This window comes from Streptomyces sp. SAS_270 (genome assembly GCF_052543295.1).
In genome coordinates this window covers 83469-97125 of record NZ_JBMNDS010000033.1, presented here as the reverse complement: position 1 = coordinate 97125, position 13657 = coordinate 83469, and the positions used below count along the sequence as shown (strand labels likewise).

General features: G+C 70.7%; 11 protein-coding genes. 6 read left to right on the top strand and 5 right to left on the bottom strand.

The genetic code is table 11. From position 1 onward, the window contains the following. Positions 1-53: 53 nt before the first annotated feature. The 3 genes from ACN6LB_RS22425 to ACN6LB_RS22415 all read right to left on the bottom strand — a co-directional run bounded on the left by ACN6LB_RS22425 (position 54) and on the right by ACN6LB_RS22415 (position 2178). Positions 54-602: a hypothetical protein gene (locus ACN6LB_RS22425; protein WP_445027477.1), complete on the bottom strand. Its 549-nt coding sequence runs from the start codon at positions 600-602 to the stop codon at positions 54-56. A gap of 270 nt (positions 603-872) precedes the next feature. Next, on the bottom strand, positions 873-1637 hold the full coding sequence (locus tag ACN6LB_RS22420) for a bestrophin-like domain (RefSeq protein WP_356134653.1): 765 nt from the start codon (positions 1635-1637) through the stop codon (positions 873-875). A gap of 16 nt (positions 1638-1653) precedes the next feature. Next, positions 1654-2178, bottom strand: coding sequence for a hypothetical protein (locus ACN6LB_RS22415; RefSeq protein WP_445027476.1), 525 nt, complete (start codon positions 2176-2178; stop codon positions 1654-1656). A gap of 358 nt (positions 2179-2536) precedes the next feature. Between ACN6LB_RS22415 and ACN6LB_RS22410 the strand changes: the two genes are divergently transcribed. The 3 genes from ACN6LB_RS22410 (at position 2537) to ACN6LB_RS22400 (ending at position 6865) form a co-directional block, all read left to right on the top strand. Further along, positions 2537-3499 carry an SCO0930 family lipoprotein gene (locus tag ACN6LB_RS22410; RefSeq protein WP_445027475.1) on the top strand — a complete coding sequence of 321 codons (963 nt, stop codon included), beginning with the start codon at positions 2537-2539 and terminating at the stop codon, positions 3497-3499. 421 nt (positions 3500-3920) lie between these two features. Further along, entirely contained in the window at positions 3921-4733 is an 813-nt protein-coding gene (locus tag ACN6LB_RS22405; protein WP_445027474.1) for an SAM-dependent methyltransferase, read from the top strand. Continuing rightward, the gene (locus tag ACN6LB_RS22400; protein ID WP_445027473.1) at positions 4730-6865 is read left to right on the top strand and encodes a putative bifunctional diguanylate cyclase/phosphodiesterase; all 2136 of its coding nucleotides are present in this window, start codon (positions 4730-4732) and stop codon (positions 6863-6865) included. Before ACN6LB_RS22405 ends, ACN6LB_RS22400 begins: the two co-directional genes overlap by 4 nt. Positions 6866-6950: 85 nt before the next feature. On the opposite strand, the gene ACN6LB_RS22395 is transcribed toward ACN6LB_RS22400, so the two are convergent. Together ACN6LB_RS22395 and ACN6LB_RS22390 are read right to left on the bottom strand one after the other, a co-directional pair. After that, positions 6951-9062 carry an acyltransferase family protein gene (locus ACN6LB_RS22395; RefSeq protein ID WP_445027472.1) on the bottom strand — a complete coding sequence of 704 codons (2112 nt, stop codon included), beginning with the start codon at positions 9060-9062 and terminating at the stop codon, positions 6951-6953. 149 nt (positions 9063-9211) lie between these two features. Continuing rightward, entirely contained in the window at positions 9212-10096 is an 885-nt protein-coding gene (locus ACN6LB_RS22390) for a LysR family transcriptional regulator (protein WP_445027471.1), read from the bottom strand. A 121-nt stretch (positions 10097-10217) separates the two neighbouring features. On the opposite strand from ACN6LB_RS22390, the gene ACN6LB_RS22385 reads away from it, so the two are divergent. Genes ACN6LB_RS22385 through ACN6LB_RS22375 form a run of 3 tightly spaced genes read left to right on the top strand, consistent with a single transcriptional unit; the run spans position 10218 to position 13586 of the window. Next, positions 10218-10889, top strand: coding sequence for a succinate dehydrogenase (locus ACN6LB_RS22385; protein ID WP_356134636.1), 672 nt, complete (start codon positions 10218-10220; stop codon positions 10887-10889). Position 10890: 1 nt separating this feature from the next. Next, positions 10891-12840: a fumarate reductase/succinate dehydrogenase flavoprotein subunit gene (locus ACN6LB_RS22380; protein ID WP_445027470.1), complete on the top strand. Its 1950-nt coding sequence runs from the start codon at positions 10891-10893 to the stop codon at positions 12838-12840. Next, a complete protein-coding gene (locus tag ACN6LB_RS22375) occupies positions 12837-13586 on the top strand; it encodes a succinate dehydrogenase/fumarate reductase iron-sulfur subunit (RefSeq protein ID WP_356134632.1) in 750 nt (249 codons plus the stop codon). Before ACN6LB_RS22380 ends, ACN6LB_RS22375 begins: the two co-directional genes overlap by 4 nt. The last annotated feature ends 71 nt before the right edge of the window (positions 13587-13657 follow it).

Sequence of the window (13657 nt, the reverse complement as noted above, 5' to 3'; positions counted from 1 at the left end):
TCGCCCCGGACCCTCCCGACAGGGTCCGGGGCGAAGGGCTGTGCGGTGCGCCGTCAGGAGTCGTCGGCGGTGCGTCGGCGCGACATGCGCCACGCCACCCCGACGGAACCGACGATGAGCACGGCTCCGATACCGATCTCCTTGATGTCGAAGCCGGCGATGCTGCCGCCGACACCGGCGCGGACACCCCGCTGAACGGGCGGGATGGGCACCGGCGTCGGGTTGGTCGGGCGCCCGGTGGCGATGGTGAGGTCGGTGTGGCCGCTCTCGCTGCCGCACTGGAAGGTGACCTCGTACAGCGCACCGGGCTTGGCGTCCCAGTCGACCATGGTCGTCGCCGAGGGCTGCCCCTTGGGGATGGTCACCGTGTCGAAGACCCCCGAGGAGACCTTGGCGTCGTGCCCGCAGCCGTCCACGCTGAGCGTGACTCTGCCTCCCGCGGCGATGGTCGAGGGCTGCACACTGAAGCCGAACGACGTGATGTTGTTGTTGCCGTCACCGTGGCCGTCACCGTGGCCGTCCCCGACGACGGCCACGGGTGCGGTGAAGGTCAGGGCGGTCATGCCCAGCAGTGCGGCCGAAGCGACGCGTATCGCGCGCATGGTGAGCCTCCGGGTCCCCGAGGAGCCTTGCCGCGGACCGGTTCCGCTTGCGTCAGAAATGCACCTCGATGATCGAAACGCTAGGAAAGGGCGCGCGGGCGCGCGATCGCTGTCGCGCGAATGGGGCAACCGTGTGGTCCGCTCAGGGGAAGCCGTACGTACACCCGGGGGACGGACGCGGTGTGGCGTCCGTCCCCCGGGTGTCGAGGCCTCGCGAGGGGCCCTGCGTCGAGAAGGCCCCGCGTCCGGGTGAACCCTGGTGAGGGCCCGTCACCCGTGCAGATGCGGGAACAGGACTGTGAACGGCTCAGCCGATGCCGTGATGCCCCGGCTGTAGGGGGCGTCGAAGTCCCAGATCAGGAAGAGCAGGAAGGCGATCAGGGCGGAGAAGAGGCCGGCGAGGATCAGCTCGCGTTTCGTGCGCCGGATCTGCAGGGCGAAGATCATGCCCACGGTGACCACGGCGCCGGTGATCAGCCCGAACCACACCACTCCGGGCATGGTGGCCCCGGTCGCGTCGGCGCGGGCGTTGCGGGCGGCGTCGGCAGCGGTGACCTGGTCGAGAAGCGGCTGGTAGGCCTGGGCCTCGAAGTCCGTCTTCGGCTGGTAGTCGGTCACGTCCTGGCGGATGCGGTCGAAGAGCCTGCCGCCACTGGCGGTGACACGGCCGTCGTCCGCCATGGTCTTCCACTCGGTGGTGACGACGTGGCTGACATAGGTGTTGACGTCGTTGCGGATGCGGTCGCGCACGTCGGGCGGGTAGACGCGGACCCGCTCGGAGATCTCGTGCAGAGCCTGCGCTTCCGCCTGTACGTGGTCCTGGGCGCCGCTGCGGGCCTCCCAGACACCCGCGATGGCCAGGCCGAGAACGATGGCGTACACCACGCCGATCATCATGGTGATGTACTCGATCACGTCCGGGGTCTCGGACGGATCCTCGTCCTCGGGGGCCGAGCGGTGGCGTACGAGAGTCACGATGAGGACGACGGCGCACGCCGCCGCCATCGCGAGGGCGAGAACAAGCCAATCCGACAAGGGATGTCTCCAGGAGTCAGCGCGGGCGCAGCGCCGCGACGGCGAACACCGCGGGCACGGTGAGGATCAGGGTGAGCGAGACCAGCGACGGTCCACTGGGGGGCGTGTGCCGGTGCGCCGTGGCGCGGTACGGCGGATAGCTCACCGGGGGCGGTGACGGCTCGGGGCCCGCACGGGGAGGAGCCTTGGGTTTCGGCTTCGGTTTGGGCGTCGGGGTTGGTCTGGGTGCCGGCGTGGGGACGACGGCGGGTGCCGGGCGCGGCGCCGTGGTGACGGGCGGAGGGGGAGGCGGGGGCTTGGGCCTCGGGGTCGGTGTCGGGGTGGGTGCCGGCTTCGGCGGTGGTTTCGGTGTCGGCGTCGGGGTGGGCGTCGGTGTCGGTGTGGGGCACGGCGTCGGGGGCGGCGGGCTCGGGCAGCCGTCGCCCGCGGTGGCCACCGCGCTCGCCCCGTCGCCGCCGGGGTCCACGGAGGCGTACGCGCAGGCGTCGGCGACCGCCGCCCCGCCCGGCGCACCGCCGAGGAACCACGTGAGGGTCAACACCGTCAACACCCTTATGAGAACGGCGGATCGGGTCGATTCGGGTACATGCACGACGAAGATCATGAGTGGTACGGCACCGGCGCACGCGGTAGTGACGTGGGATTGGACCCGAACGGGGGACGCGCCCCCTCAGCCGGTTTGACGCGCCGACGTGCAGACGTCCCCATAGGGGCACAAACGTGCGAAGCGCGAAGGTCGCGGCGAGGGCGCCGCCGGCGGCGTCCACGACCTCTGTGTCACAGGGTTCGGAAAGAAATTTGCGGGTCGGTTGAACACATCCGCCACTCCCGCCCGTACCTAGGACCATGCGTGGCGCTGTAGGGCGCTGCAACACCTAAGCAGACAGCGGGAGTTATCCATGAAGACCTCCTGGCGGAGCGCCTCACTCGTGGCGACAGCTGCGGCCGTGCTGGCGTTGACGACGGCGTGCGGTCAGGACGGCGGCACTTCCACGGGCAGCCAGAACGTGGGCGCCGCCGCGGCGGCCGACGGTTACGGCTCCAGCACCAGCCCCACGGTCGGTGCCGGGGCGGGCAACGGCTACGGCGCCGATTCCAAGGACGAGCAGGGTGCGGCCCAGTCGGCGACCGCCGGCCAGCTCGCCGTTTCCGAGAACGTGAAGCTCGGGAAGGTGCTTACCGACAGCGCGGGGATGACCCTCTACCGCTTCGACAAGGACACGGCCGAGCCGCCGAAGTCGAACTGTGACGGCGACTGCGCCACGGCCTGGCCGGCAGTGCCCGCCGACGGTGCCACGGCCGTCACCGGCGTGGACAAGTCGCTGCTCGGCGAGGTCACCCGTACGGATGGAAGCAAGCAGCTGACGGTCGCGGGCTGGCCGATGTACCGGTACGCCAAGGACACGAAGGCCGGGGACACCAACGGCCAGGGTGTGGGCGGCACTTGGTTCGCGTCCGCCCCCGACGGCAAGAAGGCGGCCGTCAAGGCCGACCTGCCGGGTCTGTCCACCCGCAACGACCCGAAGCTCGGCGAGATCATCGTCGACAAGAACGGCATGACGGTCTACCGCTTCATGAAGGACGAGGCGTGGCCGAAGCCGGTCTCGAACTGCACCGGAGCCTGCCTGGAGAAGTGGCCGGTCGTCGCGCCGGTCGAAGCGAACGACACCAAGGGCGTTCAGAAGAAGGGCCTGATGGGCTTCACCCGCCCGGACGGCGCCAAGCAGATGACCGTCAACTGCTGGCCCATCTACACCTTCTCCGGTGACAAGGCCGCCGGGGACACCAACGGTCAGGGCGTCGGCGGCACCTGGTACGCCGTCTCCCCCGACGGAAAGCCGGTCGGCGCGCCGAAGAAGTAGAGGGTCACCTCCCCAGGGTTGATCGCCTCACTCGCAGCACACCGGCAACGGAACGCGGATGGGAGGGGACGAAGCCAGGCACGTGTGCCGGACGAACAGAACAGCGCGTACGACCTACGGTCCGCCCCCTCCGCACCGCACGGAGGGGGCGGGCCGCTGGGCGTTCCCGCACGTCGGCGTACGGACCGACTTTGCCCGGCCGGCACCGGGCCCTTTTGGAGTGCTTCGGAGGGGTTTCGCGGGGGCGCACGGGACGCGCGTTCAAGGGGCGTTCATCGGGCGCCCGTTCCGCATGTGCCGGAGGCAGTGACCGGGAACGGACGGTCAATTTCCGTTTTGGCTCGCCCGTTTGGCGGACGATCAGTAGCCTCAGCTCGAACACCGGATCGCCTCGCCTGCCCCCTACGCCGTGGAGACATAGATGGAGCGTCCCGCCTGGGCCCCCCGGAGCATCGACATCTCGGTGCCGAGTGTTTCCCGCATCTACGACTACTACCTGGGCGGTTCGCACAATTTCGAGATGGACCGCGAAGCGGCGCGCAGGGCCATGGAGTTCATGCCGGGACTCCCGAAGATCATGCAGGCGAACCGGGCGTTCATGCGCCGTGCGGTGCGCTTCGCGGCCGACGAGGGCATCACGCAGTTCCTGGACATCGGTTCGGGCATTCCCACCTTCGGCAACGTCCACGAGATCGCCCAGAGCGCGCGCCCCGGCGCACGCGTCATGTATGTCGACCACGACCCGGTGGCCGTGGCCCACAGCAAGGTGGTTCTGGAGGGCAACGAGGACGCGGACGTGCTCGCCGCCGATCTCCTCAAGCCACAGGAGATCCTTTCGAGCCCCCAGGTTCAGCGCCTGATCGACCTGAACCGGCCGGTCGCCCTCCTCCTCGTTGCCATACTTCACTTCGTGGAGGACGCGGACGACCCGTACAAGGCGGTGGCCGAGCTGCGCGACGCGCTCGCGCCGGGCAGCCTGCTCGTCGTCACGCATGCCTCCTACGAGGGAATCCCGCTCCCGCAGGAGCGGGCCGAGGGTGCGGTCGACGTGTACAAGAACATCCGCAACCCGCTGATCATGCGCTCGCGCGAGGACATCGCGCGGTTCTTCGAGGGGTACGACATGGTGGAACCCGGACTGGTGCCGATGCCGAAGTGGCGGCCCGACACGGCATCCGAGGACGAGGATCCCTATTCCTTCTCCGGGTTCGCCGGCGTGGGGCGCACGGCGTGACCGCCGAGCCGGACGGGCCGGAGGACAGACTGCGCAGGTTCGCGACGATCTGGAGCCGTGCGGTCTTCCCCGTCACCTCCACGTCGCTGACCCGGCCGGAGTTCGAGCTGCGCCTCGTGCCGCTCGCCCGGCGGCTGAGCGAGGCGCTGCGGGCGAGGACCTTCGACGCGGCCGAGGGCCAGGCGGTCGGCGCCGCCCTCATCACGGCGCACTGCACCGACCCGGAGGCGCTCAGCCGCACTCTCGACTGCGTCGACGCCTATCTGGTGCTCTACTGCGGCGACGACAGCCCCCAGGAGGCCCTGCGCGCCCGCTCGGCGCGGCTGCAGCACGCCATGGCCGCCGGGTTCGCGCACGCGCTGCGGGAGCGGACGCTCGCCGAGCAGGAGGCCATCTCCCGGGCGGCGTTGAACGCCCGCAGCGCGGTCGCCGAGGCGCTGCACGCGAGCGAGGCCCGCTTCCGCGCGGTGTTCGAGGGCGCGGCGATAGGGATCGGCATCGCCGACCTCGACGGGAACATCCTTCAGGTCAACGGCGCGCTGCTGCGTATGTTCGGCATCTCCGAGCAGAGTGTGCGCGGCCGCAAGGTCGTCGAGTGGACCCACCCCGACGACGCCCCCCAAGTCTGGCGCCTTTACGAGGAGTTGGTACGCGGCGAGCGCGAGCACTACCACGTCGAGAAGGCGTTCTACCGCCCCGACGGGACCGTGCTGTGGACCAATCTGACGGTGTCGCTGCTGCGCGACCCGGACGGCCGGCCGCAGTACCAGCTCGCGCTGATGGAGGACACCACCGAGCGCCGGCTGCTCAACCTGCGGCTGCGCTACGAGGCCACGCACGACGCGCTCACCGGTCTGCCCAACCGGACCCTGTTCTTCGAGCGCCTGGAGAAGGCGCTGTCCGCGGGCGAGGGCCAGCGCTTCGGTCTGTGCTACCTCGACCTCGACGGCTTCAAGACCATCAACGACAGCCTCGGGCACGCCGCCGGCGACCGGCTGCTCGTCGAGGTCGCCGACCGCCTGCAGTCCTGCGCGACCGCCCCCGGCGAGATGGTCGCCCGGCTCGGCGGCGACGAGTTCGTGGCCCTGACCACCGGTACCGACACCGAGCGCGAGGTCGACGAGCTCGCCGGGCGCATCATGAACGCGCTGGTCACCCCGATCAGCATCGACGGCCGCGAGCTCACCGTGCGCGGCAGCATCGGCATCGTCGAGGGTCCGGCGGGGGAGCGCGGCCCCGCCGAGGTGCTGCGCAGCGCCGACATCACGATGTACCGGGCCAAGTCGGCGGGAGGCAACCGCTTCGAGCTCGCCGACCCGGAGGCCGACGCCCGCGCCATCACTCGGCACGGCCTCACCACCGCGCTTCCGGCGGCCCTGGACCGGGGCGAGTTCTTCATCGAGTACCAGCCGCTGGTGCACCTCGGCGACGGCAGTGTGCGGGGCGCCGAGGCCCTGGTGCGCTGGCTGCACCCGCAGCACGGCGTGCTGGGCCCGGACCGTTTCATCCCGCTCGCCGAACACACCGGTCTGATCGTCCCGCTCGGGCGCTGGGTCCTGGAGCAGTCGGTGCGCCAGGCCCGCGAGTGGCAGGAACGGCACACCGACGCGGGCCCGTTGCGCATCAACGTCAACCTGTCGCCGTGCCAGTTGTCCCACCCGGGCCTGGTCCAGGACACCGTCGACATCCTGGAACGGGCCGGCCTCGGGGCGGAGGCGCTGTGCCTGGAGGTCACCGAGTCCGCGCTGATCGGCGCCGACGACGACCTTCTCAAGCCGCTGCGCCGGCTGGCCGAGATGGGCGTCGACATCGCCCTCGACGACTTCGGCACGGGCTACTCCAACCTCGCCAACCTGCGGCGCCTGCCGGTCAGCATCCTCAAGCTGGACCGTTCCTTCACCCAGGGCATGCAGCAGTTCCCGGCGGACCCCGTCGACCTCAAGATCGTCGAGGGGATCGTGTCGCTCGCCCACAGCCTGGACCTGGCGGTCACGGTGGAGGGCGTGGAGACGGGAGCCCAGGCGGAGCAGCTGCGGATACTGGGCTGCGACACGGCCCAGGGCTGGTACTACGCCCGCCCGGGCCCGCCGGAGCGGCTGCACGAGCTGGCATTGGTGGACGCCACGGCCTGAGCGCCCGCGGGCCCGCTACCGCCCACCGGCGGCCCCGCCGGTGGGCGTTGGCCGCCGGACCGGACCGGAGAGGACCCCGGCATGCTCAGGCCGGGCCGACCAGACGGTTCAGCGCCGGTGCGAGGACCGGGGTGAGGGCCTCGACGTAGGCCTCGGAGAGGTGGCTGTCGTCGCGGTAGACGGCGACATTGCCGACGACCACGGGACAGGTGCCGGTGCGCGTGGCGCAGACCCAGGGTTCGGGGTCGATGACCGAGGCGCCGGTCGCGGCGGCGGCGCTGCGCACGGCGGTGTGCCGGGTCCCGTCGTGGATCGCCTCCGGCAGGTGGTTCGCGCAGACGCCCAGGTGCAGGGAGTTCCTGGCGGCGCAGTCGACCGCGTCGACCTTCGGCCACGGGGTGTCGAGCACGACGGCGAGGTGCGCGCCGGAGGCGGTCAGGCCTCGGAAGGTTTCCTCGAAGCCGGCGGTCCACTGCTGGAGAGGGTCGTCGGCGGGCCGGGCCGGGTCGCCCGCGTCCGAGGAGGAGACGACGACCAGGGCAGGGTGCAGGGTGTTGATCCTCGCGACGGCGTGGGAACGCCAGGTGTCGCAAGCCGTGTACGGCTTGTGCCGGCTGATGATGGTCACGTCGGCGACCTTGCAGGAAGCCTTCGTCAGCGAGACCAGCTTCCACCCGCGCGCGATCGCGAGCCGGTGCAGGGCCGGGAACCACTGGGCCGCATGGGAGTCGCCGAAGAGCACGACGGTCCGGGAGGAGGCGCGGTCCCCGTAGACGCAGGACGGGGTTTTGGTGCTGCCGTAGCTGACATGGCAGCCGTCCCGGTAGACCGCGGACCGGGAGGCCTTCACCTGCGGCAGGGCCGGGACGAGGTTGCTCGGCAGCCCGGCGCCGGAGGACTCCAGGAGTTCGGCCAGCCGCGCCTGCGGGTCCGGCGCGCCGGCCAGTGCCTGTGCCAGGACGGGAGCGGGCCCGCCGACCTCGATCGTCGGCGGGACCGCCGCCGCCGTGAGTGACAGCACCGTGGCCCCCGCCGACAGGCCGGCGCCCAGTACCAGGGCCCGGCGAGGCCGCCCCCGGAACGCCCGGTGGAAGCGCACCGGGTTCTCGACGAGGCGCAGCGTCAGCCACGCGAGGCCCAGTGCGACCGCGCACAGCGCGAGCGAGAGCGGTACCTCGGCGATGCCGTCCGCACGGCCCAGCGCCGCCGGGACGATGACCAGCAGCGGCCAGTGCCACAGGTACCAGCCGTACGAGAGCCCGCCGAGCCGAACCAGTGGCCGCCGCCCGAGCAGCCACCCCGCGCCGTGCGGGGCGGGTGCGCAGCCGCCGGCCAGGACGAGTGCGGCGCCGAGGACCGGCAGCAGGGCGCGGTAGCCGGGAAACGGCGTCGCGTCGTCGTACCGGACCGCCGCCAGCGCGACGCAGGCCAGCCCGAGCCAGCTCAGTGGCCCCACGAGGGCGGCGGGCAGTCGTTCCAGCCGGGCCGCGGCCAGCGCCAGCAGCGCCCCTACGCCGAGTTCCCAGCCCCGGCCGGCGAAGCCGAAGTACGCCCAGGGCGCCGAGGAGTTCGTCTCCAGGACGCTGTCCGCGAACGACCCCAGGCACAGCACCACGAGCGGCACCATGACCAGCCCGCGCCGGCCACGGGCGACGCGCCAGCAGAGCAGCAGGAGCAGTGGCCACACGAGGTAGAACTGCTCCTCCACGGCGAGCGACCAGAAGTGCTGGAAGGGCGACGGCGGACTGTCCTGGGCCAAATAGTCCGTACCGGCCGCCGCCAGCCGGAAGTTGACCGCGTACAGCGCGCTGGCGAGGGCGTCGCCCGCGTACTCGGCGAGCCGCACCTTCGACAGGAACAGCCATGACCCGGCCAGTGCGGCGGCGATGACCAGGGACGACGCGGGCAGCAGCCGCAGCGCCCGGCGAGCGAAGAAGGAGCGGACCGACAGCCGCCCGGTGGTGGTGAGTTCACGCAGGAGCAGGGACGTGATGAGGAAGCCGGAGATCACGAAGAACACGTCGACGCCGACGTAACCGCCGCTGACCTGTGACACTCCTGCGTGGGAGAGGACCACGAGCCCGACGGCCACCGCGCGCAGTCCCTGGATGTCGAGCCGTAGGGAGTGGCCTCCGCGTGGCGCGGATCTGCTGCTCGCCGGGAGGGTGCAGACCTCGGCGGGCCCGGTGCTCGGCATCAGGGTCCAACTCCTTGCGGGGACGGGCATGGTCGACTACGTACTGTCCATCCGCCACTCAGGATTGAGGTGGCCACCGCCTCAACTTCACGAGAACTCCCGGCGCTCACGCGTGTGCCACGCCGTTCCAGGCGGGCGACCGGGTGCGCTCAGTGCTCCAGCAGCATCCGCTGAAGCTCCCTGGCCGCCCGCGGCGGAGCCACGTCGCTGCGGTGCGCCAGGGCGATCGTGCGGTGCAGACCGGGCTGCGCGAGCGGGGTCACGCGCAGCCCGCGTCCCGACCGGGTAGCCACCATGCGTGGGACGACGGCCACGCCCAGGCCCGCGCGGACGAACCCCAGCACCGCGTCCATCTCGCCGCCCTCGACCGCGAAGTCCGGCTCGAAGCCCTCGGCGCGACATGCGGCGACCGTCAGTTCCCGCAGGTCGTAGCCGTGCCGGAACATCACGAGACGTGCGCCCTCCAGGTCCGCGATCCGCAGGGCGCGGCGCCCGCGGCCCGGCGCGGGCGCGTCCGGCGACGACACCACCACCAGGTCCTCCGTGAGCAGCTCCAGCGTGGTCAGTGCCGGGGACGGGGTGGGCAGCGGGAGCACCAGCAGGGCGAGGTCGAGAGCGCCGCGCGCGAGTTCTCGTACCAGATCATGCGAGCCGCCCTCCTCGATCAGCAGCCGGATGCCGGGATAGCGGTCGTGGAAGGCATGCAGCACGTCCGGGAGCAGACCCGTGCACAGGCTCGGAGTGGCGCCCAGCCGCACCCGCCCGCTGCGCAGCTGGGCCAGTTCCTGCACCTCGTGGCGGGCCGTGTCGGCGTCGGCCAGGATGCGGCGGGCCAGCGGCAGCAGCGCCTCGCCCGCGTCCGTCAGCGTGATGTTGCCGCGCGCCCGCAGGAACAGATCCGCCCCCAGCTCCCGCTCCAGCGCCTTGATCTGCTGCGAGAGGGACGGCTGCGCGACATGGACCAGATCGGCGGCCCGGGTGAAGTGCCGGGTCTCGGCGACGGCCACGAAGTACTGGAGCTGCTGGAATTGCACTCGACCCACGATAGGGCATGCCTATGGAAACGAGCCGAACCATGTCTTGGACCGATTGGCCCCTTCGGCCCTAGCGTTCTGAGACATGGCTCTGGCAACGCGGACGGACCGACGACCGTCGATGACACGCACCGTGTGGGACAGCTCGGTCGGCAAGAAGACGGTCATGGCCGTGAGCGGCCTGATCATGCTGCTCTACCTGGTCGTCCACATGATCGGAAACCTGAAGATCTTCTTCGGGCCGGGCGAGTTCAACCACTACGCACACTGGCTGCGCACCCTCGGTGAGCCCTTCCTGCACTACGAATGGGCCCTGTGGATCATCCGGGTGGTCCTGGTCGTCGCCGTCGTCGCGCACGCCACCGCCGCCTACCAGCTGAGCCGCCGCGACCTGCGGGCCCGGCCCAGCAAGTACGTCCACAGGAAGCCGCGGGCGAGCTACGCGACACGCACCATGCGCTGGGGCGGGATCATCCTCGGCCTGTTCATCGTCTGGCACCTCCTCGACCTGACGACCGGCACCGTGCACACCGGCGGCTTCCAGGCCGGACACCCCTACCAGAACGTCGTCGACACCTTCTCGACCTGGTACGGCGACGTTGTCTACATCGTCGCGATGCTCGCCCTCGGTCTGCACATCCGGCACGGCTTCTGGAGCGCCGCGCAGACCCTGGGCGCCGGCAGCCGCAGCCGCGACCGCGCCCTGAAGACCGTCGCCAATGTTCTCGCGTTGCTGCTCACGGCCGGCTTCATCGCCGTACCCGTGGGCGTCATGACCGGAGTGGTGAGCTGACATGACTTCCTATGCCGAGTACGCGACCGGAGAGCCGGTCGGCGACACCAAGGCGCCCGACGGCCCGGTCCACGAGCGCTGGGACACCCGCCGCTTCGAGGCCAAGCTCGTCAACCCCGCCAACCGCCGCAAGCACACGGTGATCGTCGTCGGAACCGGCCTCGCGGGCGGCGCCGCCGGTGCCACGCTCGCCGAACAGGGCTACCACGTCGTCCAGTTCTGCTACCAGGACTCGCCCCGCCGCGCCCACTCGATCGCCGCGCAGGGCGGCATCAACGCCGCGAAGAACTACCGCAACGACGGCGACTCGGTCCACCGGCTGTTCTACGACACCGTCAAGGGCGGGGACTTCAGGGCGCGGGAGTCCAACGTCCACCGCCTCGCGCAGATCTCGGTGGAGATCATCGACCAGTGCGTCGCACAGGGCGTGCCCTTCGCCCGCGAGTACGGCGGACTCCTCGACACCCGCTCCTTCGGCGGCGTCCAGGTGTCCCGCACCTTCTACGCCCGCGGCCAGACAGGGCAGCAGCTCCTGCTCGGCGCCTACCAGGCACTGTCGCGACAGATCGCGGCCGGCAACATCGAACTGCACGCCCGGACGGAGATGCTCGACCTGATCGTGGTCGACGGGCGGGCTCGCGGAATCGTCGCCCGCGACCTCGTCACCGGCCGCATCGACAGCTACTTCGCGGACGCGGTGGTGCTCGCCTCCGGCGGCTACGGCAACGTCTTCTACCTGTCGACGAACGCCATGAACTCCAACGCCACCGCCATCTGGCGGGCCCACCGGCGCGGCGCCCACTTCGCCAACCCCTGCTTCACGCAGATCCACCCGACGTGCATCCCGCGCACCGGCGACCACCAGTCCAAACTCACCCTGATGAGCGAGTCGCTGCGCAACGACGGCCGCATCTGGGTGCCCAGGGCCAAGGGCGACGACCGGCCGCCGAACAAGATCCCCGAGGACGAGCGCGACTACTACCTGGAACGCATCTACCCGTCCTTCGGCAACCTGGTGCCGCGCGACATCGCCTCCCGCGCCGCGAAGAACGTCTGCGACGAGGGCAGGGGAGTCGGCCCCGGCGGCCAGGGCGTCTACCTCGACTTCGCCGACGCCATCCAGCGGATGGGCCGCAAGGCCGTCGAGGAGAAGTACGGCAACCTCTTCGACATGTACGCGCGGATCACCGCCGAGGACCCGTACACCGTCCCGATGCGGATCTACCCCGCCGTGCACTACACGATGGGCGGACTGTGGGTCGACTACGACCTGCAGACCACCGTCCCCGGCCTGTTCGCGATCGGCGAGGCCAACTTCTCGGATCACGGCGCGAACCGCCTGGGAGCCTCGGCCCTGATGCAGGGGCTCGCCGACGGCTACTTCGTCCTGCCGTCCACGATCAACGACTACCTGGCCCGCAACCCGCACCACGAAGAGGTCACGCACGAACACCCGCTCGTGCAGGAGGTGTTGGCCGAGACGGAGGACCGGCTGCGGCTGCTCCTCGCCGTCGACGGCGACCGCACCCCCGACTCCTTCCACCGCGAAGTCGGCGAACTCATGTGGGAGTTCTGCGGCATGGCGCGGACGGAGACCGGGCTGCGCAAGGCACTTGAACGCATCCCGCAGATCCGCGAGGAGTTCTGGCGGCGCATCAAGGTCCCCGGCACCGGCGAGGAGTTCAACCAGTCGCTGGAGAAGGCCAACCGTGTCGTCGACTACCTGGAGCTCGCCGAGCTCATGTGCCTCGACGCGCTGCACCGAGCCGAGTCCTGCGGCGGCCACTTCCGCGAGGAGTCCCAGACCCCCGACGGCGAGGCGGCGCGCAAGGACGACGAGTTCTCCTACGCGGCCGCCTGGGAGTTCACCGCCACCGGCGACGCCCCCGTCCTGCACAAGGAAGACCTCGTCTTCGAGTACGTCCACCCCACTCAGCGGAGCTACGCATGAAGCTCACCCTGCGCGTCTGGCGGCAGCAGAACGCCGACGCCCCCGGCGCGATGTCCACGTACGACGTGGACGGCATCTCGGCCGACATGTCCTTCCTGGAGATGCTCGACACCCTCAACGAGGAGCTCATCCTCAAGGGCGAGGACCCCGTCGCCTTCGACCACGACTGCCGCGAGGGCATCTGCGGTGCCTGCTCGCTCGTCATCAACGGCGACGCGCACGGCCCGGAGCGCACCACCTCCTGCCAGCTGCACATGCGGTCCTTCAAGGACGGCGACACGATCGACGTCGAGCCGTGGCGCGCCTCGGCCTTCCCGGTCGTGAAGGACCTCGTGGTCGACCGGTCCGCCTTCGACCGCATCATCCAGTCCGGCGGCTACATCACCGCCCCCACCGGCGCGGCGCCCGAGGCCCACGCCACTCCCGTCCCGAAGCCGGACGCCGACTTCGCCTTCGAGCACGCCGAGTGCATCGGCTGCGGCGCCTGCGTGGCAGCCTGCCCCAACGGCGCGGCGATGCTCTTCACCTCCGCGAAGATCAACCACCTGAACGTGCTGCCGCAGGGCGCGCCCGAACGCGAGACCCGCGTCCTCGACATGGTCGCGCAGATGGACGAGGAGGGCTTCGGCGGCTGCACCCTCGCCGGCGAATGCGCCACCGCCTGCCCGAAGGGAATCCCGCTGGTCTCCATCACCGGCATGAACAAGGAGTGGCTGCGCGCGACCCGCAGAGCGGGAAGGCGTTAGCCGTACGTCGTTCGCCGTTACGGTGCGGACGGGCGGGACCGGGAGTGGTGCTCATTCCCGGTCCCGTCTCG

Excerpts from the sequence above, each read along its gene's own strand:
- ACN6LB_RS22405 (WP_445027474.1), top strand. The coding sequence starts at position 3,921 with ATGGAGCGTCCCGCCTGGGCCCCCCGGAGCATCGACATCTCGGTGCCG.
- ACN6LB_RS22410 (WP_445027475.1), top strand. The coding sequence starts at position 2,537 with ATGAAGACCTCCTGGCGGAGCGCCTCACTCGTGGCGACAGCTGCGGCC.
- ACN6LB_RS22385 (WP_356134636.1), top strand. The coding sequence starts at position 10,218 with ATGACACGCACCGTGTGGGACAGCTCGGTCGGCAAGAAGACGGTCATG.
- ACN6LB_RS22375 (WP_356134632.1), top strand. The coding sequence starts at position 12,837 with ATGAAGCTCACCCTGCGCGTCTGGCGGCAGCAGAACGCCGACGCCCCC.
- ACN6LB_RS22380 (WP_445027470.1), top strand. The coding sequence starts at position 10,891 with ATGACTTCCTATGCCGAGTACGCGACCGGAGAGCCGGTCGGCGACACC.
- ACN6LB_RS22425 (WP_445027477.1), bottom strand. The coding sequence starts at position 602 with ATGCGCGCGATACGCGTCGCTTCGGCCGCACTGCTGGGCATGACCGCC.
- ACN6LB_RS22395 (WP_445027472.1), bottom strand. The coding sequence starts at position 9,062 with ATGCCGAGCACCGGGCCCGCCGAGGTCTGCACCCTCCCGGCGAGCAGC.